A 13,166-nucleotide genomic window follows, 5' to 3' on the forward strand; every position below is an offset into this window, starting at 1 on the left:
GGGGGTGGCCCGCGTGCGGCTATATTGTGCGCACTGGGGTTATTTTTCGTTTCTCGCCGCTAAACAACGACTCTGACCCCTTGAACCTGAGGCGGCTATTCTACACCGCATGCCTCTCGACCAACTGTTCCTTCTGCGCGCCGACTTCGCCGACCCCGCCCTCGGCCCGGGCACGTACCACTGCACCGACTGCGCTCGCATTGAAGGGTTGCTGAGTTTCTTCCCCGCGCTCCGCACGCAACTCGACGTGACGTACGTCGACTTCCCGCGGCCGCGCGCGCCGATCGTGGCGCTGCTCGGGGAGGCGTATCAGAACTGTCCGGTGCTGGTGGTGCTGAACGCGCCTGAGCGGCACGCGGCGTTGCTGCGGGAGAGCGCGGTTACGGGGCAGCGGTATTGCACGGGCGCCGACGACATCACGGCGTACCTGCACGCCGCGTACGGGGTGAGTGCGGCGCATCCGTAGGTGTTAGGCTCATAGCATGAGCCGCCGTGCCACCGCGCGCTCATCATGTTCGAACGCATCCGCGAAGCTTTCGACCTCGTCCTTGGTGAAGCCGAGTGCCTTCGCGACGGCGCGCCACGAGGAGACTCCGCGTTCGACCTCGCCGACGATGGTCGCCGCGCGGCGCTTGGCGAGTCCGAAATAGCGCGCGGTGTCCATCAGCGCCTCGAGTGACGCCGCGGGGCCGGCCTCTTCGCTGATCCACGTCTTGAGCTCGCGGACGCGATCTGGAAACGGATTGATGTCGAACGCGGGGGACAATCGCCACAGGTCTGCGTCGACGTGGAGAAATCCATGGTTGTGGAGATGGTCATCCACGTTGTTGATGAGGATCGAGAAGGCGATGCGTCGCCAGAGCTCTTCGAGATCCGCGGTGGCATCGGCACTCTTTTGGCGAATGACGTCGGCAATCTCTGTGTAGGAGTGTTCTCCGGTGTCTCCGGCCGGGAGTGCCATGAGCGTGGCGGACGACACGAAGAGCAGCCGTTGCACGTTGCCGGTTCGTGAATCGCGTACGCGGTCGAACCGTCGGATCACGGCCACCGGCACGCCGTCGCTGTCTTCGAGGCGTGCGTTGGCGGCGTGAATGTTGGCGGCGCGTGCGAGGTGCAAGGCGAGGACTTCCGCCTTGGTATACGCGCGCTCGTCGGCGATGCTCGGAAACTTGCCGAGGCAGAGTCCCCACTCGTCGTCGACGATCGTACACTTCGGCCGCATGCCCCCGAGTGACGTCCCGCGACCGCGCAGATAGTCGAGGTCCGCCATGGTCTCCGTGTTCTGCTCGACGGCGCGCGTGGCGCGGAACAGGTCTCCAAGTTCGAGGAGCGGTGGCGTGGTGCGCGACCCGGCTGCGTGCGCTCGCTGACAAACTCCGTGTTCGTCCAGGAAACGGAGTGCGCCAACGCGCGCCTCGTCATCGACGGCCAGCAGGAAGTCGAGTGCCGTGAGCAGGGGGTCGACACTCTCGCCGCGAGCCTTGGCTTCCTGTCGCTGCTTGGCGTGATGCCGGAGAATCACGCGTCGCGCCCAGCCGTCTGGCTCCGTATCCGCGATCGCACCGTGGAACCGCGACCCCGTGGCGCTTGCGGCATGAGGGGGAAACTGCGGGCCGGCGACGAGTGGAAGCGTTGGATCGATCGGATAGCGCCGTTCGCTCGACAGCCAGCTCTGGTCGTACACGAAGGCCGCGTGTTCCCGGCGACCATCCTGTGTGAATCGGAGATGCCCGGCCAGGACGTCTCCCACGAGGACCTCAAGGGTGCGTTGAATCGCCATGACGAGAGAGCTGGCCTCTGTGGTGAGACGGGCGCGCTACTTCGCCTGAGGGGTGCGCTTGGTGCGGACGCTGCTCGGCAGCTCGGCGATGTGCAGCGTGCTCCCGGTCTCATCGGCTTGGGGATCGGCCGCTTTCTCGAGCGCACCGGCATCGAGGCCCAGCACGAACATGGCCATCACATACGTGCCGATGGCGACGGTCGGGTCACCTTTCTCAACCCGCCCATAGGTCTGCCGGGTGACGCCGGTTCGCTCCGCCATGGATGCGAGCGTCAGCTTGCGCCGTCGGCGAGCAATGTTGAGCCCGTTGCCGAGGGTGATCAAGGAGCGACGGAGCCGATTGGGGAGCACATCGTCAGAGGCCATTATGTATGATAAATAGCACCTAAGACAAGATCAAGGGTGATATATCATACACGTATCTAGCATACGTGAGCTTCGCGAGTTCGCGCTGCACGGCTCCCGATCCCGACCCCGCGAGATGGTGGAGCACGCCGTCTCCGGCAGTTCCTCGCGACACGAGCCACCGCTTGAATGACTTCGGGCTTTCTCCGGAGCGCGCTCCGCTCAGCAGATTGTCGACGCTGATGTCCTCGTCCAGATCGGGCCAGTGCACCCCTTCGCCACGACCGATGAGACGCCAATTTGCGCGCTCGGCCGCTGTGCCGTAGCCAAGCCGCGGGTACCACGTGAGGGGCACCGATATGCTGCGACCATCCGCCAGATCCACGGTCAACGCATCGACCGTGACCTGTACCGCTACGGCATACGCGGGCCAGTGGTTCATCGGCGAAGTCGTCATCCCAGCTCCTCTGCAAGTCGATCGCGTGTTCCTGCACCATCATGACGATACGCGCCAAATCACCACGCGGAAAGCCGCCGCGATCGCGCTGCTGTCAGACCCCTCTCCGACCTTGTCTCCACGGCCAATGACGATGCCGTGATGACAATCAACGGAGAGTCTGATGCAACGTGTTGCGTATGCAGTGCTGATGATGGTTGTGATGACCGCGTGCGGCGGTGGGGGAACGGATGGGCCGGTCGCGCCGCCTGCACCGGTATTGTCCACGGTCTCGGTGTCGATTTCCCCGAGCACGATTCAGTTGGGACAGAGCGCGAGTGCGACGGCTGAACTGCGTACGTCAGCGGGCGCGGTACTCACCGATCGCGCGGTGTCGTGGAGCTCGGCGACGCCGTCGGTGGCCTCAGTGGACGCGAACGGTGTGATCACGAGTGTGGCGGTGGGGACGTCCACCATATCGGCCACGAGTGAGGGCAAGACGGGTGCGGCGACGATCACCGTGATTTCGATTCCTGTGGCGTCGGTGAGCATGACGGGAGTGACCACGCTCACGCCGGGTTCGGCGTCGGGCTTCACGGCGCTGTTGCGCGACGCGGCGGGTGCGACGCTCACCAATCGCGCGGTGAGCTGGAGCAGCAGCGACGTGAGCGTGGCACAGGTGTCCCAGGCGGGAAATGTGCTGGCGATTGCGCCGGGTACCACGACCATCTCGGCCACGAGCGAAGGGCGTACGGGCAGTGTGGTGGTGACGGTGCGGTACAACATCTCGACGGTGACCTTCACCGGTGCGACGCGCGTGAAAGTGGGGGACAGTTACCCATACACGTTCACCGCACGACTGGCCGACGGCACCGTGGTCTCGCCGCCGGCCATCTGGGGCGTCACCGAGGCAGGCCGTGCGGTGGTGAACTCGAACGGCATGCTGATGCCGCTACAGGCGGGGACGTTCACGATACAGCTGCTCATCGATGGTGGGCTGTGGACCACAAGCATCACGGCGTACGACTGGCGCGCCTTCACGTCAGGTGGGAGCGCATTCGTCTCGATCGAGGCGGACATCGCGGTGGCCAATCGCTCTGGCGTCAACGACCGGCCCGAACTCGTCCTGTCGTGCGGAACGGACGGCTACTTCTTTCTGTGGGTACGCACACCGCACATCGTGACGCAGAACGGTTCCGTCGCCTATCTCTTTGACGGCGGCGCCGCCCAGGGCGCTACCTGGCGCGAGCTATCGCCCGACTATCGCACGTTGTGGCATCCGGGGACGAACGGCAGCACCAAGAACTTCGCCGCACAGATCGCGGCTTCACGTCAGTTCGGCTTCGGTTTCGGCGAGTTCATGGGTGCAACGAAGGCTACGATCTTTCGTGTAACCGGGTTGGCTCCCTTGGTGGCGCCGCTGTATACGATGTGCCCGAGCAACGCGATCGTGGCGGGTGCGCCGGGGGCGGGCGGTGACGTTGCGATGCCGCTCGCGGAAGGAGCGTGGTTGATGTCGGCGTATGAGGCGGCGCGGGGTGTGCCGAGGGAGGCGGGTGTTTCGGCCGATGCGGCGGCGCGTACGGTGGCGGCGCCGAGTGAGGCGGATGGGTCGGCGTTGCTGCGGGCGTGGCCGGTGTGGAGTGCCAGCACCGTGGAGACGCGACAGGCGAAGCGGGTGCGGTAGGTCGGACGGCGTAGGCAGAACCGGCAGCACGACATTCGCCCCACGCATGTCGTGCTGCACTGCTCGTTGTTGGTGGGGCGAATCGCGGCCACTGTCAGACCACCCACGCAAGTTGCGGTGTGAGCCGAGCGCGCACCGCACCTCAACAGGGGAACGTCCAATGGCCGTGCACAGACACTGGCGCGATTTCACGAAGAACCTCGCCGCCTGCATCGGGGCGTTGGCGGAAGACGAGTACCTGATCATTGCGCGAAAGCGGGCGAATCAGTACGTGCAGTTTGCCGGACAGGGTGCCTACGGCATTCGGGCCGAGGCGGCGGGAAACGGCTACATCGAGCCGCCTGAGCTGCTGCTGGATGAACGGCAGTATGCGCGCATGCAGCGACTCGGCTGGAGTCGGCCCACGGCGCTTCCCGACGGGCCGATCAAGCATGGCTCGCCGAACTTCTACGCCGACGTCGTCGCGACGGAGGCCGGTCTGCGTGAGCTGGCGCGGCGCACCACGCAAACGTTCCGGACGGTGTACGGCGTGGAGCATCCGGGCATGCTGAACTACGAGGCGTTCCACTGCGAGGGCACGTCGATCCGCTTTCCGACGCTGTTGATCAAGCGGAGGGTGCCGGAGCCGGTGCCACGGGCCATTGGGCAGGAGCACTGCGACTTTGAGCTGGACCTCGACGGTGACGTGGATCTGGGCTTTGAGTGACTGTTAGATCCGCCTGTGACCTTGCCGAAATGTCCCATCCCAGCCGCAAGTACAACCCCAATGATCCACAGCGCGAACGCGTGTACATCGCCGAGCGGTGCGTCGACTTCCCTCGTGCGCCGGAGTTTCAGAGTCTCTCGGAGATCCGCGCATTTGCGCAGCAGGTGCTGCGCTCACCCACGTGGGAGGCGCTCTCACGACATACGCTGCAGGACGGGCGTGGTGTGGTGGTCAAGCTCGGTCGCGGCCGGCGTGCGGTGGCACACAATCGCCTTGTCGGTGACCCGGCGATCATCCTCCCGCGAGCGTCGTGGCGACGATGGACGATCTTCCATGAGCTGGCGCACTGTGCGCGCGGGAAGCTCACCGCCAATCACGGCCCGCAGTTCACGGCGTCCTATTTCCGGTTGATTCACGACTGTTGGAATCCGGATCTTGCACACCGGCTGCAGTCCGAATTTGAACGCATGCGAGTGCGAGTGGCCCCGTGGGCCCCGATTGGTCACGAGGTGCCGAAGCCGGATCCGACAAGCGTGGGCGTCAGTCGCGATGAAGGGGCGGATCTGCCGACGGAGATTGCGCAGCGTGCCAGGGATGTCACCTACCAGAAGGCGATGGTCGCGTTTTGGCGGAAGGTTCGCGCGGGGGCATTCAAGACGAAATGACAGCCGGGCCAATGGGCCGAAGGCCGCTATCAAGGCGCGTGCGAGGTCGCACTTCCTTCAGCTACCTCAGCCTAAACAAACGGTATCCAAGGCGGACAAGCATGATGAATTGGCATGGAAGGGGGAGGCGGAGCAGATGTTCGATGAAGAGGCCGACACAGCTTGTTAGCTCTAAAAGTGCCATTCCAAGCGATTGGCCGGTGGCTTGGCGACGGAGCAGGAGCACTGCGTAGCGGTGATGCTTCGCGCCCCTGCGCTCACTTGCAGTGGGTCACATCCCGAAGCGAACTTGGGAGTCGATCGCTTGACATTCGAAGGGTGAAGCCGGACAATGGAAATTCGCATTCTCAATCAGTCAGCAATCAAGAGGCGCTATGTCAAAGAACAATTTCAAGCCGCGCAAATTCGAGGACCACGAGATCGTTGACGAGGACGGAAAGGTGGTCGGACATATTCGCGTCAAACCCAGCGGCGTGCTCTGGGCTCCATCAAACTCACGAGACTGGTATGGGCTCAGTCTTGAAGCATTCGCCGCATATATGAAGGAGAACGGCAAGCGGCAGAAGAAGTAGCTGCCCGTTTGTGGCAAGGTGCAAGTGCGGGTTTCGCGCGATGTTGGATCAAACCGACTGGAGTATTCAATGGGTGCGTTGAGTGAGTGGGAGCGAGAGTACAACCTGGACGAGGCGCGCAAGCAGCCGTCCGGTCGTGAGGAGGCCGCGCACCAAACGGAAGCGCTCTCAGAGCTCAGCAAGTGGTATTCAACGCGGTCGACCGTTGACTCTGGCGGATTGTTGGTCTTGCCCACGGGGGCGGGAAAGACCTTCACGGCAGTACGGTTCCTCTGCCGCAACCCGCTCAGCGAAGGCTATAAGGTGCTCTGGCTCGCGCACACGCACCATTTGTTAGAGCAGGCGCTCGATAGCTTTGGGAAGCGAAGCGACGGTGCGCGACTTGAGGTTGGGCACATCCGTGAGCCACGCGAGCGGCTGCGCGCTCGCGTGGTGTCCGGTACGCACGGCCATAGCCGAATCTCGGCGGTCTCTCATAACGATGACGTCGTAATCGCTACGCTGCAGACGGCGGCGCGAGCCTATCGTGAGGGTCATGCGCAGCTACAAGCATTCTTCGAGTCGGCGAAGGGGAAGCTTATCGTTGTGTTTGACGAGGCGCATCACGCACCAGCCCCCTCCTACACGGAATTCCTGCTGTCGCTCCGTCGACAGATTCCGGGAATGAAGCTGATGGGCCTTACGGCAACGCCCATGTACAACGACCCGAAACGTGAAGGTTGGCTCGAGAAGCTCTTTCCCCAGAAGATTCTCTATCAGGTGAGTGCTTCTCGGCTAATCGCCCAGGGCATTCTCGCGAAGCCGATTCCCATTCCGTGCCGCACAAAGTTCGAGCCGCGCTTTGACGCGGCGAAGTTTCAGCGATGGCGAGCCATGTACCAAGACGTTCCAGACGACATCATTACAAAACTCGCTGAGAACCAAGAGCGGAATGATACGATCTGGCGCACCTACGTGGAGCGGCGCGCCGACTTCGGCAAGACAATCATCTTTGCTGACCGATGGCACCAGTGTGAATATCTTTGCGAGAAGTTGCGAGATAGCGGCGTACGGGCGAACGCTGTGTATTCACATGTAGACCGCGGTCCTGGTACCGTTGAGGAGCGAAACCGCAGATCCCGAGATGCCAATGCGCTCGTTCTGAAGGCATTTCACGACGGCGAGCTTGATGTACTGATCAACGTCCGCATGCTCACCGAGGGCACGGACGTTCCCAACGTGCAGACCGTCTTCCTCACGAGGCAGACGACAAGTCCGATATTGCTGCGGCAGATGGTTGGGCGCGCGCTTCGGGGGCCGAAATTCGGTGGCACGACGATGGCGAACATCGTGCTATTCATGGACCAATGGCGTGAAGCCATCCAGTGGGCTGAGTTCGACGACCTGTGGACCGGTGAGGAAAGCCAAGAGGCACGGCCGGCGCGCCGTGAGCTACCCCTGCAACTGGTCTCGATTGAGCTCGTTCGGGGACTCGCGCGGCAGATGGAGACCGGACAACTCGCGCCAGCCTCCTTCATGGAACTACTGCCGCTTGGTTGGTACATCTCTGAGTTTGATGTCGAGGTCGCTGAAACTGACGATACAGAGCACGTGCGCCCGATGGTCTTGGTGCACGAAGATGAGAAGGCAAGCTATGACGCCTTCCTAAAGCATCTGTGTGCATCAGACATTCGTCCCTTTGCCGACCCTGGCCTGCGTTACGAGACCGTCTCGGCACAGATCGATGAATGGACTTCACTGTTCTTCTCGAACAAGGAGCAGAACGCCAGCGGCATTGGTATGAGTCTATTCCATCTCGCTCGGCACGTCGGGCAGCGAGCCGGTGAGGCGCCGCCCTTTTTCCCGTTCGAACATCGGGAAGCGCACGATCTAACGTTGGCCGCTCGACAAGCGATTTCTGAGGACTGGGGTCCTAGCCAAACGTGGAAGTATCTCAGCGCCGTGTACGAGGATGAGCATCGATTCTGGCGCGCCCTGTTTCCAACATTCGATTTGCTTCGTCACCAGTTTCGTCACCTAGTTGAGGGACAACTGCAGCGAACTACCGGCGTGGGGATCATTGGCCCTACATCACCAGTGATCGCTCCGCCCACTGTACTGCCGGACTCAGAGCCGAGTGAGTCCGCGAAAAGGGAAGTGTTTCGGAGAGACGGCAATCGATGCCTCTGTTGCGGCTCGTCAGCCCCGCGAACACTGCAGGTTGACCACATTGTAGCGCGATATCATGGAGGCACGAATGAGCCCAATAACCTTCAAACGCTCTGCTCTACCTGTAACCAGGATAAGAGCATCCGGGAGATGCATTTTCGAAGAACGTCAACGCTACTTGGTGCCGTACCGCCGCTTGAGTTCCCCAGCGGATTTGCGTCGTCAAATCCGGATCAGCTGGAACGCGATATCCGTCGAACGATCAACATGCTCTTCCAGTGCGCTGCCGTCGACCACATCGAAACGGGAGCTCGTGGGCCAGGGCGTCGGGAGTGGCGCATCCATCTTCGGGCGGGGAATCCGCGTGAGTGGCTTGAAGCATATGCGGGAGGAATATTTGAGCGCATTCGCTCAGCACAGAGTGACGCAGAATCCACTTACATCAGACGCCTTGTGATCAGAGGCTCCATCGATGACGAGATTGGTCGATCCGAGTTTCGGTACGAGCCCAATGCACTCCCTGGCATACGCCCGCTAAAGCCGAAAGACTTGAAGCCACGGAGTGCAGTTGCAGTGTATGCACCGACCCTGGACGGTTTCCCCAATGAGCCTGTGAAGGGCAAGATCATTCGTTTGAACTCAAAAGAGAAGACTGCCGACGTGAGAGTACAGCGTGGTCGGAAAGCCGAAGACATCAAAGGTGTCCCGTTAAGTTCAATCTTCCACTGGGACGCGCTATCGACAGTCGATAACGATTAGCTGCTATGTCGATAGTTCCAATGTCGAGTGACACTTATTCTAGGATGCTGTTTCTTTGAAGCGTTGCACCTACCATTCAGAGATTTCTAAGAGTCGAGACCTCGTGAACACCTTCGCTGCTCCAAAGATCAAGTCGCGGACAAAAGGCGACCTGTGGTTGCAACACGACATGTATCTTGCCCCCTGCGTTCGCTCCGGCCGCATCCAGCTTTTGCGTCGATGACCACACTCATCGTAGGCTTCGACTCCGCGTGGACTGCAGTTGCCCCGATTTCGTGGACGCCTAACTCGCCCTAATTTGGGGGCGGAGGTGGCACATGGGATCGAGCAAGAAGGGGATACGTCGTGAGCGTCGTGGCTTCACGGCCGAGTTCAAGGCCGAAGCGGTGCGATTGCTCGCGGAGCGACGGGCGGCGGGTGCGACCGCGACGCAAGTCGGTCGCGAGTTGGATGTGCGCCCGGATCAGCTCCGCGCGTGGAGCCGCCTCCATCACGAGGCGAGCGGCGCGGGAGCGCCGGTGGCGGGTGAAACGCTGGAGCAAGAGAATCGGCGGCTCCGGCGCGAACTCGCGACGCTGCAACAGGAGCAAGCGTTCGTAAAAAAGGTGGCGGCGTACTTCGCGAAAGAGTCGCGTTGAGGTGCGCCGTGATTGCTCGTCACGACGACGAGTTCCCCGTGCGACTCATGTGCCGCGTGTTGCAGGTCTCCGTGTCCGGCTACTACGCCTATCGCCGGCGACCGGAAAGCTGGCGGATGGTGACCGACGATGTGTTGATGGCGCAGGTGCGGATCGCGTTCGCGGAAAGCGGGGAGACGTACGGCGCGCCGCGTGTGTATCAGGAGCTGCGCGCGGCGGGGCTGCCCACGAGCACCAAGCGCGTCGCGCGGCTGATGCGGGAGGCGGGGTTGGCGGCGCGACCGAAAGCGCGCCGTCGGGTGGTGACGACGGATTCGACGCACGCGGATCCGATTGCGCCGAATCGGCTCGCCCGGCAGTTCGATATCAACGGCGTTGCGCTCAATCAGGTGTGGGTGGGCGACATCACGTATATCCCGACGCGCGAAGGCTTCCTGTACTTGTCGACGGTCTTGGATCTCGGCTCGCGGCGCTGCGTGGGCTGGGCGATGCGCGACACGATGGAGGTGGACCTGGTGCTCAGCGCGCTGCGCATTGCGCGCGAGGCGCGGCAGCCGGCGCCGGGCGTGATCTTTCACAGTGATCGCGGCAGTCAGTACGCGTCGGCCGCGCATCGCACGGCACTGGCGGCGCACGGCATGCTGGCGAGTATGAGCGGCAAGGGCGACTGTTATGACGACGCCGTCGCCGAGAGCTTCTTCGCGACGCTGGAGTTCGAGCTGGTGATGACGCACGATTGGCACACCCGGGAGGAAGCGCGACGCGCCATCTTCCGGTATATCGAGACGTGGTACAACCGGAAGCGACGGCACTCGACCTTGGGGTACGTCAGCCCGACCGACTACGAAGCACAGTTACTGAAGGCCGCGTAGTTCCTTTCAAATACGCGTCCACTTTTTCGGGGTAAGTCCACTTGAACGAGAATGTGTCGTGGTCCCGTCATCCGAGGCTGATTGCCATACTCGGCGGTGTGGGTGTGATCGTCGGTCTGGTGATCGCGTTCCGTGCGCCAACCGTGCCGCTGCTGGCGTACTGGATGGTGTTCATGCTCGTCCTGGGCGCGCTCTTGGCAGCGTATACGAGCTTTCCGGGAATCAAGCAGCGTACGCGGCACATTCTCGCGCTGGGCGTCGTTGCCGTCTTCTTTGGACTGCTCACCACACAGATTGCCGCCCGCCGGGCGGCGTCCGCGACTCACCTGCGCTACAACGGTGTGTTGATCGAGCGCGACAGCGCAATTCGCATCGGCACGACGTTGGAGGGGAACGACATCCGGCTACCCGCCGCGCGGCAGCAGCTGTTTCCGTGGGTGGTAAGGGTGACCAAGCGCGGCGCCCGATGGGTGGTGGAACCCGAGTCGAGTGTCGATCAGCTGCGACTCTCGACCGGCAATGAGCGTGGCTCCTCGGTAGTGGCGGAATGGTTTGGGTCCAAGCGAAAGAAATGGGAGCTGGGTGGTGCCGCGCGGCTCGCGGCACCCGGAGACTGGGTGGCCGTCGTGGATGCCGGTGGCCGGGCGGTGGATACGCTGACGCTGCGCGAGGCGGCTGACGGGCGGCGTCTCGTGAGCCGACGATCCGGTGAGTTTGCGCTGGAGCCGGTGGCGGACCGTCTAGGGCAGCGCTACCGGAAAATGTTGCGGGCGGGGGTGCCGCTCTCCGCTCTCGATGGACGCGCGCGAAATTCAGCGCCGTTCGAACGGTTTGTGCGCGTGCGCGAGGAAACGCGGGCCACGTGGTACCCTGCCCGGTTCGGCACGGCGGCAACGGAGCTGTTCATGACGGCGGCGGCGCCGTTCCGGTTGGAAGGGCCCGCCGTACAGTCCGCGACGCTGGCGTTTCGCGATTCCGCGCTCGTTGAAGTCAAACAGGGCGGGGTCGTCTGGCGGTTTCATCTCGTGGAGTGGCGGCGCACGGCATCGTCGGGGCGAGGCATCGCCATGCTCTTCGACCGCCTTCCCCGCAAACTCGACACGCCGCTGCCGGCCGGCGACAATTGCGAGCGCAGTGCCGCGTGCGCGGTGCTCTCGATCCGACCGCTCCCTGCACCCATCTCGTACGTCTCCCTTGGCCAAGCCGGCTTTTCCGCCACACGTTTCGGGTTGCTGGGACGCCTGGTCGAGCGAGATGGCGGGTTCGACGTGGTGCTGCCGCGCGATTCTATTCATGTCGATATGGATGCCCTGCGCCCGACGGCCGTACCGGTGCAGGCGCTCGATTCGGCAGGGGGCGCCGTAGCTGACCAACTGGCCAGACACTGGGTGTTGCTGTCAGCTTCGAGCGGGATCGCCGAGGGACTCTCGACGCTGCTGCTGATCGCCACCGGGATCGCGCTGCTGATCGCAGCGTTTTTCCGAACGGTCTCGGGCGTTCCGTTCCGCATCGCCGTATTGCCGATGCCGCAGCAGACGGCCGTCGGATTGGGTGTCACGGCCCTGCTGGGATTGCTGCTGGCCCGCACCATTGTTGGAGCGCGTGTGGCCTTCTTCGCGCCGTATCTCGACCGTGGACTCGAGACGGTGGTTGGCATGTGGATCGCCGTGACCGTGGTCGCGGCGGGCTTGCTGGCTTGGCAACATTGGGTGCCGCCGCTGCTCACGCTCGCCCAATCGTTGCGTCATGGGAGACAGCTGGCGACGCTGCAGCGAATGTTCTCGTCGATCTCCACCGGCGCGAGACACTCGCCGGTCACACTGATGCTCGGTGCGCTGGCGCTTGGTTTGCTCTCCTGGGTAACGCTGTCGGGCGTGGTGAGTGCGCTCGTGGCGGCGTTTCTGGTACTGCTGGCGTGGTTCACCGTGGCCTGGGTGGTGGTGTTTACGTCCCCCCACGCTGTGCCGATTCAGCGCGCGTCAGAAATCGTCACCGTGATGCGGGCCGGCAGCTTCGCCGGCGCGGCAGGCACGGAGTCCTTTGTCTCGACGTGGTCATCCGAAATCGTCCTAGTGCTTACTTGTGTGGCCGCCGCCTCCGCCGCCAGCAAATACTGGCCATTCGCGGTGCCTCTATCAATCATAATTTGGAGCCTGCTTTGGGCGTTTCGCGTGCGCGTGCCACTGCTCTCATTCGTCGGTCCCGCGCTGTATGTGCTCGCCACGATGGTGGTCACAATACAGAGCGAAAATGGCGCGATGTCGGCGCTGGTTCTCGTGGTCTTTGTGACGCTCGTCAGCGTACGAATCGGGCGCATTGCCGGCAGTATTCTTGAGGCTGGCGCCTCGACAGTTACGCGACTGGACAATAGTGGGGAGTCGATCGTGTTGCCCGCCCGTATCATGGCGCGCCCTCGTGCGACTGGTCGGTTGCTCGTTGGTGTTCTGCCGCCCATCGCTCTCATGGTCATGCTGCTTCCGCTGGCAGTGCTCGACATGGGGCTGTTTCTCGTGATGCTCGTGCCCATTGGCGTCTCCTCCTACCTCGCGGCCGGACGG

11 protein-coding genes are annotated in these 13,166 nt (G+C 62.8%); 8 read left to right on the plus strand and 3 right to left on the minus strand.

The genetic code is table 11. The features are described 5' to 3' along the window. Window positions 1–109: 109 nt before the first annotated feature. Window positions 110–466: a DUF3088 family protein gene (locus RMP10_RS23255; RefSeq protein ID WP_309671946.1), complete on the plus strand. Its 357-nt coding sequence runs from the start codon at window positions 110–112 to the stop codon at window positions 464–466. Window positions 467–475: 9 nt separating this feature from the next. Here the strand turns inward: RMP10_RS23255 and RMP10_RS23260 are convergent, their stop codons facing one another. From RMP10_RS23260 to RMP10_RS23270, 3 genes are read right to left on the minus strand one after another with little or no spacing between them, the layout of a single operon-like run. Further along, window positions 476–1,774 carry a type II toxin-antitoxin system HipA family toxin gene (locus RMP10_RS23260; RefSeq protein ID WP_345785847.1) on the minus strand — a complete coding sequence of 433 codons (1,299 nt, stop codon included), beginning with the start codon at window positions 1,772–1,774 and terminating at the stop codon, window positions 476–478. A 42-nt stretch (window positions 1,775–1,816) separates the two neighbouring features. After that, window positions 1,817–2,146 (minus strand): helix-turn-helix transcriptional regulator, encoded by a 330-nt coding sequence (locus RMP10_RS23265; protein WP_310572446.1) that lies wholly within the window; start codon window positions 2,144–2,146, stop codon window positions 1,817–1,819. 19 nt (window positions 2,147–2,165) lie between these two features. Beyond that, a complete protein-coding gene (locus RMP10_RS23270) occupies window positions 2,166–2,582 on the minus strand; it encodes a DUF2442 domain-containing protein (protein ID WP_310572447.1) in 417 nt (138 codons plus the stop codon). Window positions 2,583–2,745: 163 nt separating this feature from the next. On the opposite strand from RMP10_RS23270, the gene RMP10_RS23275 reads away from it, so the two are divergent. The 7 genes from RMP10_RS23275 to RMP10_RS23305 form a co-directional block, all read left to right on the plus strand. After that, complete coding sequence (locus tag RMP10_RS23275; RefSeq protein WP_310572448.1) at window positions 2,746–4,248, plus strand: Ig-like domain-containing protein; 1,503 nt, start codon at window positions 2,746–2,748, stop codon at window positions 4,246–4,248. Window positions 4,249–4,408: 160 nt separating this feature from the next. After that, window positions 4,409–4,954, plus strand: a complete 546-nt coding sequence (locus tag RMP10_RS23280; protein WP_310572449.1) for a hypothetical protein — start codon at window positions 4,409–4,411, stop codon at window positions 4,952–4,954. Between the two features lie 29 nt (window positions 4,955–4,983). Next, complete coding sequence (locus RMP10_RS23285; RefSeq protein WP_310572450.1) at window positions 4,984–5,619, plus strand: hypothetical protein; 636 nt, start codon at window positions 4,984–4,986, stop codon at window positions 5,617–5,619. 374 nt (window positions 5,620–5,993) lie between these two features. Continuing rightward, window positions 5,994–6,191: a hypothetical protein gene (locus RMP10_RS23290; protein WP_171225958.1), complete on the plus strand. Its 198-nt coding sequence runs from the start codon at window positions 5,994–5,996 to the stop codon at window positions 6,189–6,191. 69 nt (window positions 6,192–6,260) lie between these two features. Then, window positions 6,261–9,098 carry a DEAD/DEAH box helicase family protein gene (locus RMP10_RS23295; RefSeq protein WP_310572451.1) on the plus strand — a complete coding sequence of 946 codons (2,838 nt, stop codon included), beginning with the start codon at window positions 6,261–6,263 and terminating at the stop codon, window positions 9,096–9,098. Between the two features lie 317 nt (window positions 9,099–9,415). Next, a protein-coding gene (locus RMP10_RS23300) for an IS3 family transposase (protein ID WP_310572452.1) occupies window positions 9,416–10,608 on the plus strand; the annotation gives its coding sequence in 2 pieces (ribosomal slippage) (window positions 9,416–9,689 and window positions 9,689–10,608; 1,194 coding nt in all). A 53-nt stretch (window positions 10,609–10,661) separates the two neighbouring features. Next, a partial coding sequence (locus RMP10_RS23305; RefSeq protein ID WP_310572453.1) for a hypothetical protein occupies window positions 10,662–13,166 on the plus strand: 2,505 nt, incomplete at its 3' end.

Source organism: Gemmatimonas sp. (genome assembly GCF_031426495.1).
In the GTDB taxonomy this organism is placed as follows: domain Bacteria; phylum Gemmatimonadota; class Gemmatimonadetes; order Gemmatimonadales; family Gemmatimonadaceae; genus Gemmatimonas.